Source organism: Marinobacter sp. OP 3.4 (assembly GCF_036224885.1).
In the GTDB taxonomy this organism is placed as follows: domain Bacteria; phylum Pseudomonadota; class Gammaproteobacteria; order Pseudomonadales; family Oleiphilaceae; genus Marinobacter.
Genome location: NZ_JAVVLT010000096.1, coordinates 103,771 through 116,697 on the forward strand (window position 1 = coordinate 103,771; position 12,927 = coordinate 116,697).

The 12,927-nt window shown below is 64.0% G+C and carries 13 protein-coding genes; 7 read left to right on the forward strand and 6 right to left on the reverse strand.

The features are described 5' to 3' along the window. The first annotated feature begins 64 nt into the window (after positions 1 to 64). Positions 65 to 793 carry a DNA/RNA nuclease SfsA gene (gene sfsA / locus RO069_RS15740; protein WP_328188837.1) on the forward strand — a complete coding sequence of 243 codons (729 nt, stop codon included), beginning with the start codon at positions 65 to 67 and terminating at the stop codon, positions 791 to 793. 2 nt (positions 794 to 795) lie between these two features. On the opposite strand, the gene RO069_RS15745 is transcribed toward sfsA, so the two are convergent. After that, on the reverse strand, positions 796 to 1,140 hold the full coding sequence (locus tag RO069_RS15745) for a Rieske (2Fe-2S) protein (protein WP_328188839.1): 345 nt from the start codon (positions 1,138 to 1,140) through the stop codon (positions 796 to 798). Then, complete coding sequence (locus tag RO069_RS15750; protein WP_328188841.1) at positions 1,140 to 2,723, reverse strand: bifunctional aminoglycoside phosphotransferase/ATP-binding protein; 1,584 nt, start codon at positions 2,721 to 2,723, stop codon at positions 1,140 to 1,142. Before RO069_RS15750 ends, RO069_RS15745 begins: the two co-directional genes overlap by 1 nt. Before the next feature lie 123 nt (positions 2,724 to 2,846). Between RO069_RS15750 and mrcB the strand changes: the two genes are divergently transcribed. Then, the gene (gene mrcB, locus RO069_RS15755) at positions 2,847 to 5,171 is read left to right on the forward strand and encodes a penicillin-binding protein 1B (RefSeq protein WP_328188842.1); all 2,325 of its coding nucleotides are present in this window, start codon (positions 2,847 to 2,849) and stop codon (positions 5,169 to 5,171) included. Continuing rightward, on the forward strand, positions 5,168 to 5,731 hold the full coding sequence (locus RO069_RS15760; protein WP_328188844.1) for a tetratricopeptide repeat protein: 564 nt from the start codon (positions 5,168 to 5,170) through the stop codon (positions 5,729 to 5,731). Before mrcB ends, RO069_RS15760 begins: the two co-directional genes overlap by 4 nt. 54 nt (positions 5,732 to 5,785) lie before the next feature. Here RO069_RS15760 and RO069_RS15765 read toward each other — a convergent pair whose 3' ends face one another. Then, complete coding sequence (locus RO069_RS15765; RefSeq protein ID WP_328188846.1) at positions 5,786 to 6,715, reverse strand: DUF4382 domain-containing protein; 930 nt, start codon at positions 6,713 to 6,715, stop codon at positions 5,786 to 5,788. Between the two features lie 250 nt (positions 6,716 to 6,965). Here RO069_RS15765 and RO069_RS15770 point away from each other — a divergent pair, with 250 nt between their 5' ends. From RO069_RS15770 to RO069_RS15785, 4 genes are all read left to right on the forward strand, one after another. After that, positions 6,966 to 7,544, forward strand: a complete 579-nt coding sequence (locus tag RO069_RS15770; RefSeq protein WP_328188879.1) for an RNA polymerase sigma factor — start codon at positions 6,966 to 6,968, stop codon at positions 7,542 to 7,544. A gap of 14 nt (positions 7,545 to 7,558) precedes the next feature. Continuing rightward, positions 7,559 to 8,242, forward strand: coding sequence for an anti-sigma factor family protein (locus RO069_RS15775; RefSeq protein WP_328188847.1), 684 nt, complete (start codon positions 7,559 to 7,561; stop codon positions 8,240 to 8,242). Beyond that, on the forward strand, positions 8,239 to 8,709 hold the full coding sequence (locus RO069_RS15780; protein ID WP_328188848.1) for a hypothetical protein: 471 nt from the start codon (positions 8,239 to 8,241) through the stop codon (positions 8,707 to 8,709). The genes RO069_RS15775 and RO069_RS15780 overlap by 4 nt, the downstream gene beginning before the upstream one ends. A 161-nt stretch (positions 8,710 to 8,870) precedes the next feature. Then, a complete protein-coding gene (locus RO069_RS15785; protein WP_328188851.1) occupies positions 8,871 to 10,100 on the forward strand; it encodes a tetratricopeptide repeat protein in 1,230 nt (409 codons plus the stop codon). Positions 10,101 to 10,126: 26 nt separating this feature from the next. Here the strand turns inward: RO069_RS15785 and hemL are convergent, their stop codons facing one another. The 3 genes from hemL to thiD form a co-directional block, all read right to left on the reverse strand. Further along, entirely contained in the window at positions 10,127 to 11,407 is a 1,281-nt protein-coding gene (gene hemL, locus RO069_RS15790) for a glutamate-1-semialdehyde 2,1-aminomutase (RefSeq protein WP_328188852.1), read from the reverse strand. A gap of 72 nt (positions 11,408 to 11,479) precedes the next feature. Next, positions 11,480 to 12,148 carry a thiamine phosphate synthase gene (gene thiE, locus RO069_RS15795; RefSeq protein ID WP_328188854.1) on the reverse strand — a complete coding sequence of 223 codons (669 nt, stop codon included), beginning with the start codon at positions 12,146 to 12,148 and terminating at the stop codon, positions 11,480 to 11,482. Then, on the reverse strand, positions 12,145 to 12,912 hold the full coding sequence (thiD, locus tag RO069_RS15800) for a bifunctional hydroxymethylpyrimidine kinase/phosphomethylpyrimidine kinase (RefSeq protein ID WP_328188881.1): 768 nt from the start codon (positions 12,910 to 12,912) through the stop codon (positions 12,145 to 12,147). Before thiD ends, thiE begins: the two co-directional genes overlap by 4 nt. Positions 12,913 to 12,927: the final 15 nt, after the last annotated feature.

Genomic DNA, 12,927 nt, shown 5'->3' on the forward strand with positions numbered 1-12,927 from the left:
TTGCGGGGGCGCCAGCCTTCTTGTATCCACAATGTGCATCGTATCAATTGACCATGGAGACGTCATGAATTTCCCCGAAAACCTCGTCGAAGGGCGGCTGCTGAAACGGTACAAGCGGTTTCTTGCGGATATACGACTGGATGATGGCGAACTCGTGACGGCTCACTGTCCCAATACCGGCTCCATGATGGGGTGCCAGCCCGACAATGCCCGGGTCTGGCTGAGCCCGGCCACCAACCCGAAACGCAAGCTGCGTTACACCTGGGAACTGGTGGAAACCGCGCCCGGCGCCCTGGCCTGCGTCAACACCGGCCGACCCAACGCCCAGGCCCGGGCGGCGGTGGAGGCGGGCACCATAGTGGCTCTGTCCGGCTATGGTTCGGTGCGTCCGGAAGTTCGCTATGGCGAGGAGAAGAGCCGTATCGATCTGCACCTGTCCGGGCACCCGGAGCTGGCGGACGCCTGGGTGGAGGTGAAAAACGTTACCCTGTGCGAGGACGGTGTGGGGTACTTCCCGGACGCGGTGACCCTCCGTGGCCAGAAACACCTGCGGGAGCTGATGGCCCAGGTTCGTGCCGGGGAGCGGGCGGTGCTGCTGTTCTGCGTCAACCACACCGGGGTGGCCGAAGTACGCCCGGCAGACCATATTGATGCCGCCTACGGCGACCTGCTACGTCAGGCGGCCGATGCCGGGGTGGAACTGATGGCCTGGCAGGCGGATCTGGTGCGGGACAACAACCCGTCCGGGAGTCTGGCGCTGGTGCGGGAGCTGCCCGTTGTGCTCGAGTCGTGAAGCTATAGCCGGGCCTCAATGGTGCCGTCGGTGATCCGCAGGGGCACCGAGGTCAAGCTATCCCCCTGGCAGGGCCCGGCAATGCAGTCACCGGATTCCGGGGTGAACAGGGCACCGTGGTTGGCGCAGTGGAGAAAACAGTTGTCCGGGTCCAGGAACCGCTCCGGCATCCAGTTAAGGGGAATGCCCAGATGGGGGCACTGGTTGCGATAGGCGAACAGCCGGCCGCGGCGTCGGAACAGGAAGCAGGGCTCCTCACCCAACTGGAATTCATGGAACTGGTCATTGTCGATGTCGGCCTCCGCACAGAGCGGTTGCCAGTCATTGCCCGCAGCGCAATCCGCCATCAGGCGCCGTCATCCATCCCGAAATGGGCGCGTATGCGGTGGGCCAGTTCTCCGGCGGCCAGGGCTTCATCCGTGTGGATATGGACGGTATGGGACTTCTCCACCTCCGACAGCGACTCTTCCCATTGCTTCTGCTGTTCCAGCAACTTCTCGTCCGCTTCCGAGGCGTCGCCCCGGCGCTCCCGAATCCATTCCCGGCGGGTGGCTTCCGGGGCCTCGCAGTGGATCAGTCCGAACGGCACGCCCAGGCCTTCCGCCACGCTGGCCAGCAACTCCCGCTCGTTTTCCCGCAGGCAGGCGGCATCCACGATCACCCCGAAGCCACACTGGAGCAGTTGCTTCGACAGGTCCGCCAGTCGGTGATAGGTCTTGCGGTTGGCCTCTTCGGTGTAGAGGTTTTCGCCGACGCCGGAGCGGGAGCTGTCCAGCGGTCCCATGCCGGCCATGCGTTTGCGTTCCACATCCGACCGCAGGCGCACCAGGCCCAGTTCACAGGCCAGGGCATGGCTGACGGTGGATTTGCCGCTGGCGGACAGGCCGGTGGTGGTCAGCAGGTAGGGGTTGGGGATGGCGGTGTAATGCTCGGCCAGGTTGACGTAGTCCCGGTACTTCTGCAGCAGGCCGTCCTTCTCCTGCTCGGAGAGGCCGTCGTTGCCGCGGGTGAACAGGGCGATCTTGGCCCGCACCATGGCACGATAGGCCTTGTACAGGGGGAGCAGGGCCAGGCCGTCGAAATCGCCGCGCCATTCCAGGTAGGCGTTCAGTGTATGGCTGGCGAGGGCGAACTCCCGGCGGGACTCCAGGTCCATCAGCAGGAACGCCAGGTCATTGATCACGTCGATCCAGCGGAAGGGCTCGCTGAACTCGATGCAATCGAAGACGGTTACCTTGCCCTCGTAAGTGGTGATGTTGGCCAGGTGCAGGTCACCGTGGCACTCCCGCACGAAGCCGTCTTCCCGGCGCTGGGCAATCAGGTATTGCTGGCGCTCGAAGGTGCTGCGGGTCCAGCCTTCCAGGCCCTCAAGCTGGTCGAGCAGGGCCTTGTCGCCTTCCAGGAACGGCCGGATCTGGTCGAAGTTGTCCTGCATGGCGGAGAAGACCGCTTCCGGTGTGCCCAGGGGCTTGTCCTCCGGCACCGGCGTCAACTGGTCGTGGAAGCGGGCGGCCTGCTCGGCCAGTTCGCTGAGCAGTTCCGGTGTCAGTTGGCCGCGTTCCTGCAGGCCATCGAAGAGCTGGTCCTGGCGGAACTGGCGCATGCGGATGGCGTACTCGAAGGGTTCACCGCTGCCGTTGAGGACCGGTTCCTCCGGCGAGCCGGTAATGGGCACGACGTCCAGGTACAGGGACGCCGCCAGACGCCGGTTCAGGCGCACCTCCTCCTCACAGAAGTGGCGCCGCTTCTCCAGGGTGGAGAAATCCAGGAAGCCGAAGTCCATGGGCTTCTTGATCTTGTAGGCATAGTCACCGGTAAGGATGACCTGTGAGATATGGGTTTCCAGTACCTGGAACTCCGTGACCGGGTGGTCATACAGCGCCGGGTCTTGCAGGTTGTCGATCAGGATTGCAGCCGGTGCGTCGCTCACAGTGTGCTCCTTGGTCTGTTGTGGGGCCGGGTGTCCGTGACGGCACTATCATAACGACGACATTACACAAATAACACCGACAGCGGATGACGGCCGATGGTGTAGTTTGGTTATAATCCGCGGATGCCCAAGAAATCTCCCCCCAAACGCAGAAAATCCCCCGCCCGCAAGTCACGCCCAACCTTCAGGCAGCGCCTGTGGTCCTTCGGCTGGCGCCTGGGCCTGATCCTGCTGGTGTTGCTGGCGGGCTGGACGGTCTACCTGGATGCGGTGGTGACCTCCCGCTTCGAGGGGCGCCGGTTCGAGGTGCCGTCCCGGGTCTATGCCCGACCGCTGGAACTCTACGATGGTGCCAGCCTGAGCCGCACATCGCTGCGACAGGAGCTGGAGCTGGCCGGTTATCGCAGCGGTGACGGCCGTCAGTCCGGTACCTGGCAGCAGAACGGCAGCCGCTTCATTATCGCCACCCGTGGTTTTGACTTTGTGGATGGCGAGGAGCCCCAGCGGCGCCTGTCACTGACCATTTCCGGCAACCGGGTATCGGGCCTGCGCGTACTGGAGGGTGATCCATCGCCGGTGGTCCGCCTGGCCCCGGCGGAGATCGGTGGTATCTATCCGGCCCACCGGGAGGACCGGGTGCTGGTGAGCCTGGACGATGCCCCACCCCTGTTCGAGGAGGCACTGCTGGTCACCGAGGACCGTGATTTCTATGACCACTTCGGGCTCGCGCCCCTGTCCATCGCCCGGGCCATGGTGGCAAACATCAAGGCCGGGCGGGTGGTGCAGGGGGGCAGTACCCTGACCCAGCAACTGGTCAAGAATTTCTACCTGACCCGGGACCAGACCCTGATCCGCAAGGGCAACGAGGCCATCATGTCGTTGCTGCTGGAGTGGCACTACGACAAGCGGGACATCCTGGAGACCTACCTGAACGAGGTCTACCTGGGGCAGGCTGGCAGCCGCAGTATCAATGGTTTCGGGCTTGCTTCCCAGTTCTATTTCCGCAAGCGGTTCCAGGACCTGGCGCTCCATGAATCGGCATTGCTGGTGGGGATGGTCAAGGGGCCCAGTTACTACGATCCACGCCGCAACCCGGAGCGGGCGCTGTCCCGTCGAAACCTGGTGATCGACCTGCTGGAGCAGCATGGCGGCATTGATGCGGAAACCGCCAGCGAGGCGCGGGCCAAACCCTTGGGCGTTACCAGCCGGCCTTCCTGGTCGGAGAACCGGTACCCGGCCTTTATCGATCTGGTGAAGCGTCACCTGGCCCGGGACTACCGCCAGGAGGACCTGCAGAGTGAAGGCCTGAGAATCTTCACCACACTGCACCCGGCCATCCAGGAGCAGGCGGAAACGGCCGTGACCGAGACCCTGGACGAGCTGGATCGCCGATCCCCGGACACCCGGCTGGAGGCGGCCATGGTGGTCACCTCCCGGGACAGTGGTGAAGTCCAGGCCCTGGTGGGGGGGCGTGACGCCACCTTCGCCGGATTCAACCGGGCGCTGGACGCCCGGCGGCCCATCGGCTCGCTGGTGAAGCCGTTCGTCTATCTGACCGCGCTGACGGAGCCTGATCGTTACACGCTGATCACGCCGGTGCGGGATGTGGGCCTGGCCCTGGAGTTCGAGAATGGCCAGCGCTGGGAACCCCGCAACTTCGATCGCAAACAGCGGGGCGAAGTGCCGTTGCACATGGCCCTGTCCCGCTCCTGGAACCTGCCGGCGGTGCGCGTTGGCCTGGATATGGGGGTGCCGGCGGTCCGGGAAACCCTGCAGGACTTCGGGGTAACCTCCGAGATCAGCCCTTATCCCTCGATGTTGCTGGGGGCCGTGGCCATGGAGCCGGTGACGGTGGCGCAGATCTATCAGGGGCTGGCCACCTCCGGCTTCAATACGCCCCTGCGCACCATCCGTGATGTCACCGACGCCCGGGGCGAGGTGCTCAACCGGTATAACCTGGAGGTGAACCAGGTGGCGGATCCGGCGGCGGTGCACCTGGTGCAGTATGCCATGCAGGAAGTCATGCGGGAGGGGACCGGTCGGTCCGCCTATAACACCATCCCGGAGAACCTGGGGCTGGCCGGCAAGACCGGTACCACTGACGATGGCCGCGACAGCTGGTTCGCCGGTTTCAGTGGCGACCTGTTGGCGGTCACCTGGGTGGGCCGCGATGACAACGGTCCCACCTCGCTGACCGGCTCGTCCGGTGCCCTGCCGGTCTGGACCCGGTTTATGGCGTCGGTACCGCAACACGGCTTTTCGCCGGTGGTGCCGGATGGCGTACAGTACCAGTGGGTCAACAGTGAGACAGGTGTGCTCACCGACGATCACTGTGAAAATGCACGGCTGATTCCCTTTATCGTCGGCAGTGAGCCGACGCAGTTCGAGGGATGTGGCAGTGATTTCTCAAGACGCCTGCGTGGCTGGTTTGAAGGATTGTTCGAATGAATCAGGGGTTACGGAAGTTGATGTTCCTGGGGGCTCTCTCAATGGGGCTGGTTGGTTGTGCGTCCGATATCTATGCACCGCCGGGCGGCGGTGACCGCTTGCCGGAGACGGCACCACAGCCACCACAGGTGGAAGAGGAGGATGGCGAGCGGACGGAGCGACTGTCCGAGCAGCCGGAATCCCGGGATGAGGACGAGGATCGGGCGCCCAGCCCGGGCTACCAGGAGCAGGGTGATGACCTCTCCCCGGCGTCGGCCAGCCTGATCCGCAAGGCGGATGACCTGATGGCCCGGGGTGACGCCGAGGCTGCGTTGGGCCAGCTTGAACGGGCCCAACGTATTTCCCCCCGGTCCGCCCAGGTCTACTTCAAGCTGTCCGAGGCCTACGTCCGGACCGGCAACCTGGGAGCGGCGGAGCAGTTCACCCTTAAGGGCCTGTCCCTGTCCGGTTCCGACACCAGGCTGCAGAAAGCCGGCTGGGAACTGCTGGCCGGTATCCGCCGGGAGCGCGGCAACGTCGCCGGTGCCGAGCAGGCGGAACGGCGGGCCGAGCAGCTTTAACAAAAAAAGCCCCCGCGGGGCGGGGGCTAGTCGGAAGGGGTTTACGTTACCGGATTACTGAATGACGTCAGCCGTTGTCTCCGTATTGGCGGTGACCGTCACGTTCTGCGTGCCGACGAATTCGAGTGTCTCGGACGCCTCGTTGTCATCCGGCTGGCAGGTATAGCTGATGGTGTAGTCCCCGGCCGGCAGGAAGGCGGCCTTGTAGCTGTACAGGCTCGCCTGGTCCTCATTCGATACCGTCACCGCCACCAGCGGGCCGCCCTCCTCGTTCACGTTGAGGTCCGTGGGCTCAACATCCGCGCCCTCGTACACATAGACTGAGCCGTAGTAATCGTCATCCACGTCGCAACCCAGTTGCTGTTCAATATTGACAACATCCACCTCACCCACGATGGCCCCTGATTCGGAATTGTCCACCAGGCGGTGGGCCGGTTTCAGGATGTATTTGTCGCTGCCGGAGGGTGCATTGCCGCCAGCGTTGATGATGGACTTCTTGACATCAAAATCGATGGTGAACTCGGCGGTGCCGCCAGCGGGAATGACGAATCCACCCTGCAGCTTCAGGCCGGTCTGGCGACCGGAGGGCAGGAACAGGAAAATGGGGGTCTGGTTTGGATCAGAGGCCTCGACAACGTACGGGTCCTCGCCCAGGTGCAGGCGAATCCATTCGTATTCGCCAGCGGGGAGTTCCTCGCCTTCAAACAGTTCGGCCACCTTGCCGCCCTGGAAGTCCAGCAGGTTGATGTCCATGGCGGTATCCAGCTCAATGGTGACGCTGTCCGAATTCGCCGGCTTCAACTCCACCGATGTAATGTTCAGCTGTGCGGCGGAGAGGTCGGTCACGGGCGCATCGGTCAGGCTTAGCGAGGCCGTACCGGTCGAAGAGTCGCTGTCACTGCTGCCACTGCCACTGCCACCACAGGCGGCCACGGCCGCGGCGAGGGTTGCGATACTGAGGGTTTTAAGAAACGGGTTGTTCATGGGCCTTCCTCCGAGCCGGAATGTAATGTCAGGTTTGTGTGCAATCGTTTATCGGTTGTGGGGTGTTGCGGATTCGTCACCCCTGTTGATCTCACGTGGTCAGTTGGTCGGAGGTTCCCGTTTCAATGTTACATAACGTAAAGAATGGAACGGTTTGTATCCGGCGACATCGGGTCGCCCTCCGTCGGTGGTTTTTCTGGTATAACGCAGGATTGCAGCAACTACTCCAAGAGGCTTCATTGTGGTACTGATGCCTTTCCGGCGATCGCGACGTCAGCGCTTCGAAACCCGTGTACAGCCGCACCTGGGTACGATGTACCGGTTTGCCTATCGCCTGACGGGGCGCCGCGAGGACGCGGAGGATCTGGTCCAGGACGTTGTTGTGAAGCTGTATCCGAAACTCGATGAGCTGGAAACGCTGGACAGGCCAGGAACCTGGCTTAACCGTGTTCTGTATCACCACTTTGTTGATATCAGCCGCCGGCAGGCGCACCGGTCGCTGAAGTTCGAAGGTGAATTTGCCGATCCTGAGAACCTGCAGCCGTGGCTCGAGACCGTGCCGGACCCGGGCTTTGGGCCCGATGAGAGGCTGGAACTGGACAGGCTGGGGCCGGTGGTCAGGGGCTTGCTCGATGCCCTGCCTGCCGACCACCGGACCCTGTTGTTGCTCCATGATGTGGACCGGTGGCGGCTTGAGGATCTCTCCGAGGTGCTGGACCTGCCAGTCGGCACCCTGAAGTCGCGATTGCATCGAATTCGCTCGGCCCTGAGACGGAAACTCGAAAGTAGCGTGGAACCGTCGGAAGCAGACCAACGTCTTGTGAAGTAGTGGATGAACCCGATATGTCCAAACACACGGATTCCGAGATCGAAATGAACTGTGGCGAACTGCGAGCCAATGTGGACAGGTTGCTGTCCGGGGATTTGTCCCGGGAGGACCGTGTACGCCTGTTCAATCATGCGGCTCGTTGCCCGTCGTGTGGGGAGTATCTGGACTGGGCCCACGGGGTACAGCGCCTGGTAACCGAGACTGCGCCGATCGAACCCCCATCGGACGACTTTGAAACACGGGTGTTCGATGCAGCCAGTGGCGGCCGGGGCAAGGTTTCCGTGAAACCCTGGTCTATCGGGTTGGCGGTGGCTGCGGTGGTCGTGTTGGCGGTGGCGCTCTGGCCGATGGCGTCCTGGCAGCCTGGGGATTCCGCGGACGGCACCAGCGCCCCTCTTGCGGTCCTGGAGCCGGAGGTACGCCAGGTTCGCGTGGCGTTTTCCTCCGAGGAGGCGCTGGAGAATGTTCAACTGACCCTGGAACTGCCCGACAATGTCGAGCTGGAGCCGTTCCCGGGCCGGCATACCCTGAGCTGGCAGGTGGATCTCAGCCCCGGCGACAATGTGCTGACGTTGCCGTTGCGGGTACTATATCCCGCCGAGGGGGAGTTGGTGGCACGGCTGGATGACGGCGGTCGCCGTAAAACCTTGCGGACGCCAATTCCGGCCGGGCTGGTGGATCCAGGAGCAACGGAATGAGTGACAAGGTAAAATTCTGCAATAATGGATGGAAGGTCCTTCCCCGGACGTTGCTGCTGTTGAACCTGGCGGCCTGTCTGGTGTCTCCGGCCGTGTTTGCCGACGACGACCTGGGCGTTACCATGCGGATGGTGACCGACGATGACGTGACGGAGAAGGTTACCCGTGAGATCAGCCTGCCCCGACCCACGGAAGCGACGGGTAACGACCGGAACAACCCGGGTAACTCAGGTGAGCAACCTGGTGGAGGTAACCCGCTGAACGAGGACGGGCCTCCGGGCCTGGAGCGTAATCGGCCGGACTTCAATCCGGCCGAGATGCGTGGTGACGCCTCGGAACGGGCCCGGGAACGCCGTTCGGATGCCGGCAGGCCCGAGTCACCGGGCAGGCCTGATGCGCCCGGTAATCCTGGCCGACCGGATAACCCGGAGCGCCCGGATAGCCCGGACAGTGATCGTCGGCCCTGATGGTCCCGGCGGGACAGTCGACAGCGAAACCACACGGCGTTTTCTTCCATTGGTCGAGGCACGGCTTGCAGATCACCGCAGCGATATTCTCCACATTGTTTCTTCTGGGCTGGGCGGTCGTCTGTCAGGCCCAGGGATCGGTTCCCGCTGACGCGGAGGCTATGCTTGAGAAGGGCGTTCAGGCGTTCCAGTCCGGTGATCCCAAACAGGCCAGGCACTATCTCCTGGAGGCCAGGGCGTCGGGGCTGGAAAGCAATGCCCTGACCTACAACCTCGGCGTGGTGAATTACCGGTTGGCGCGATACGACGCCGCAGCCCGGGAGTTCAGGGCACTGCTGGGCACCTCCCACCGGGACCTGGCCCGGTACAACCTGGGGCTGATTGCTCTGGCCACAGACAACCTCACCGATGCCCATGATATTTTCCTGGCCCTGTCGATGGAATCGGGGAATGAGAAAATCCGGGGGCTGTCTGCCCGTCAGCTTGAACGTCTTTCTGATACACCCCCTGCCGGTGAACGGGAAGCGGGCCGATACCCGGTCGGCCTGGTCATGGTGGGTGCGGGCTACGATTCCAATGTCGACCAGTTGCCGGACAATACGGCCTCCGGGCTGGGAGAGGGCTACTCCGATGTCATGTTCTCTCTGGGCTCCGGTAGTGCCTCGACCGGGAATGACTGGATATGGAACGGCCTGGGTTACCACCAGCGCTTTCCCGGTAACCCGGAGTCGAACCTGAGCCTGCTGGAGGGGGACCTGGGCTGGCAGACCCGGGTGGCGGCCACGGATCTCCAGGCAATGATGTTCACCCGGCACTGGTGGCTCGACACCGGCCTTGTGGAATCCTATTACGGGGTGCAGGGGGTGATCCGCCAGCAAGGCTGCGGTCCGCTCGATCACTGTTATGCCCGCCTGGAACTGGCGGCGGTATCAGGAGGGTCTGATTACCCTGAGTACGATGGCGGGCAGTATGACCTGGAGGCCGGGTTCTACCAGCGCCAGTGGGGAGGACGCCTGGGGGTGGAGCTACAGCTCGGGCTGGCGGACCGCGATAACATCCGGGATCCGGGCTACGCCGCCAGTGTTTCCCCCTTCCGGCAGGGGCTGGAGCTGAGCTGGCGCACGGCGCTGGCGGAGACGCTGGCCCTGACCCTGAAAGGCGCCTACCGGCACAGTGACTACGACGACGATTACCAGTGGCAGACCTCTGGTGGCACGGTCTCGGAAAAACGGCAGGACGAACGCTGGTCCGGCGGTATCCTGATGGACTGGCAGTTGGCGAGGGACTGGTTCGTCACCAGCGAATGGTCCTATGAATCCAACGACAGTTCGCTGGACGGTTACGACTACGATCGTTACAACCTGTGGGTGGGGGTCGGGAAGACCTTCTGAAGGTCTCCCCGAATTAGGGGCAGGGCCTACAGGGTCGCCATGACCCTCCCGGCGGCGGCGATGGTCTCGGCGATGTCGTCATCACTGAGCGCGGCGTTGGTAAAGCCCGCCTCGAACGCCGACGGCGCCAGGTAGACGCCTTCCTTCAGCATGCCCTGGAAGAACGCCTTGAATCGGTCCACGTCGCAGTTCATGACCTGATCGAAACGGCTGACTTCCGGCTCGTCGGTGAAGAACAGACCGAACATGGCCCCGGCACTCTGGACCGTCAGCGGGATTCCAGCCTTCTTCGCCTCCTCACGGAAGCCGGCGCACAGGGCCCGGGTCTTCTCAGCCAGGCGATCGTGGAAGCCATCCTCGGAAATCAGGTTCAGCGTGGTCAGGCCGGCAGTCATGGCCAGCGGGTTACCGGACAGGGTACCCGCCTGGTAGACCGGCCCCAGGGGCGAGATGTGCTCCATGATCTCCCGCTTGCCCCCAAAGGCACCCACCGGCAGGCCGCCACCGATCACCTTGCCCAGGGCGGTCAGGTCCGGGGTAATGCCATAGTGCCCCTGGGCACCGCCCAGAGACACCCGGAACCCGGTCATCACCTCGTCGAAGATCAGCACCGAGCCGTGCTCGTCGCAGACCTCCCGCAGGGTTTCCAGGAAACCGGGCGCCGGCGGAATGCAGTTCATATTGCCGGCTACCGGTTCCACGATGATTGCGGCGACCTGGTCCCCGATCTCCTCAAAGGCTTTGCGTACGCCTTCACTGTCGTTGTAGGTGAGGGTGATGGTGTGCTCCGCCAGGCTGGCGGGGATGCCCGGCGAGTTGGGCACGCCCAGGGTCAGGGCGCCGGAACCGGCCTTCACCAGCAACGAGTCCACATGGCCGTGGTAGCAACCCTCGAACTTGATGATCTTGTCGCGACCAGTGTAGCCCCGGGCCAGGCGGACGGTGCTCATGGTGGCCTCAGTGCCGCTGTTCACCATCCGCACCAGTTCAATGGAGGGCACCAGCTCGCACACCTTTTTAGCCATTTCGGTCTCAATGGCGGTGGGCGCTCCGTAGCCAACCCCCAGGTCGATCTGCTTGTGCAGGGCCTGCTTGATGTGTTCGTTGGAGTGGCCCACGATCATCGGTCCCCAGGATCCCACGTAGTCGATGTAGCGCTTGTCGTCCTCGTCGTACAGGTAGGCCCCTTCGGCATGCTTGAAGAAAATCGGGGTACCGCCAACGCCGCGGAAGGCCCGCACCGGTGAATTGACGCCACCGGGAATGTATTTCTGTGCCTGTTCAAACAGGGTTTCTGATTGAGTCATGTCAGCGGCTCCTCGGTTGTCGACTGAAACGGGTGTCCTGGCGGAACTCGCAGGATCGGGATGGCAATGCTATCAGAGATTGAAAAACGGGTGGTGGTCGGCGAACAGCCGGGTGAAGGCCCGGGCCCGTTCCTCCACCTGTTCCGGCGTGCCGCCGAAAAGCCCGCCAACCACGGCCAGCAGGTCCGCCCCGGCGCGGATCAGAGGCTCGCCATTGTCCACTGTGACACCTCCGATGGCTGTACGGGGCAGCCCCAGGGGAGCGGCCTGTCGAAGAATGCCAGGGCTTGCCGGTGGTGCCCCGGGTTTGGTGGACGACGGATGGAAACGACCGAACGCCAGATAATCCGCGCCCTCGTCGCGGGCCCGTTCAGCCAGGTCCAGACGGTCATGGCAGGTGGCGCCGATAATGACATTGTCGCCGAGCAGGCGGCGGGCATCGGCCACGGAACCGTCGTCCTGCCCAAGGTGTACGCCGGCGGCGTCACAGGCCCGGGCCAGCTCCGGGTCATCGTTGATGATCAGCGGCACCCGGTAGGCCTGGCAGCGCTCATTCAGGCGGGCGGCCTGTCGCAGGCGATCGGCGCGGGGCAGGTGCTTCTCCCGGTACTGGACCAGCACGGCCCCGCCCCGCAGGGCCGCCTCCACAGCCGGCAGCAAGGCGTCCTCCGGCAGCAGCGTGCTGTCGGTAATGGCGTAGAGCCCGGGGCGCAGGCCCTTTCGAAAGGTGGGTGTGCTCATGATTCCCGGGGCCAGGGCGCGCCCCGGTCCGGCACCGGCTGGCCGTTGCCGACCCTGAGGGCGTGGTTGATGGCCCCGGCGACAAAGCGCTGGGCCTGCTCGATGGCCTCTTCCAGGGGCAGGCCCTGGGCGCGCCCGGCGGCGATGGCGGCGGCCAGGGTGCAGCCGGTGCCATGGTACTCGCCGCCCACCCGTTCGATCTGCCAGGACCGGACCGGCTGGCCTGGGCGGTACAGGGCGTTGGTGATGCTGGGGCCAGTGCCATGGCCGCCGGTGGCCAGCACGCCGGCGCAGCCCTGCCTGATCAGGGCGTTCGCCGCCGTTTCCTCGTTGTCACTGGCGCCCAACTGGACCAGTTCGATGCCGTTTGGCGTGATGACGTTGGCTCGGGTAAACAGCCGGGTCGTCATGGCTTCCAGCAGGGCCTCGTCCGCCAGGTCGCCACCACCGGCGGCCTTGATGACCGGGTCCACGATCAACGGCAGATCCGGGCGCTGGTCCAGGAAGTCGGCCAGCACATTCACCACGTCGGCGTTGCCCATGGCCCCGGTCTTGACGGCGTCGATGCGGCAGTCCCCGGCCAGGCATTCCAGTTGTTGGCGGACCAGGTCGGCGTCCACCGGGGCGGCGTTGTAGACGTTGCGGGTGTCCTGCACGGTCAGGCAGGCCAGCACCGGCAGCGGGTGGGCGCCGAGGGCGGTAACGGCCTGGATATCCGCCTGCAGGCCGGCTCCTCCGGACGGGTCCAGCCCGGAAACGATCAGTACCTGGGGGCGTTC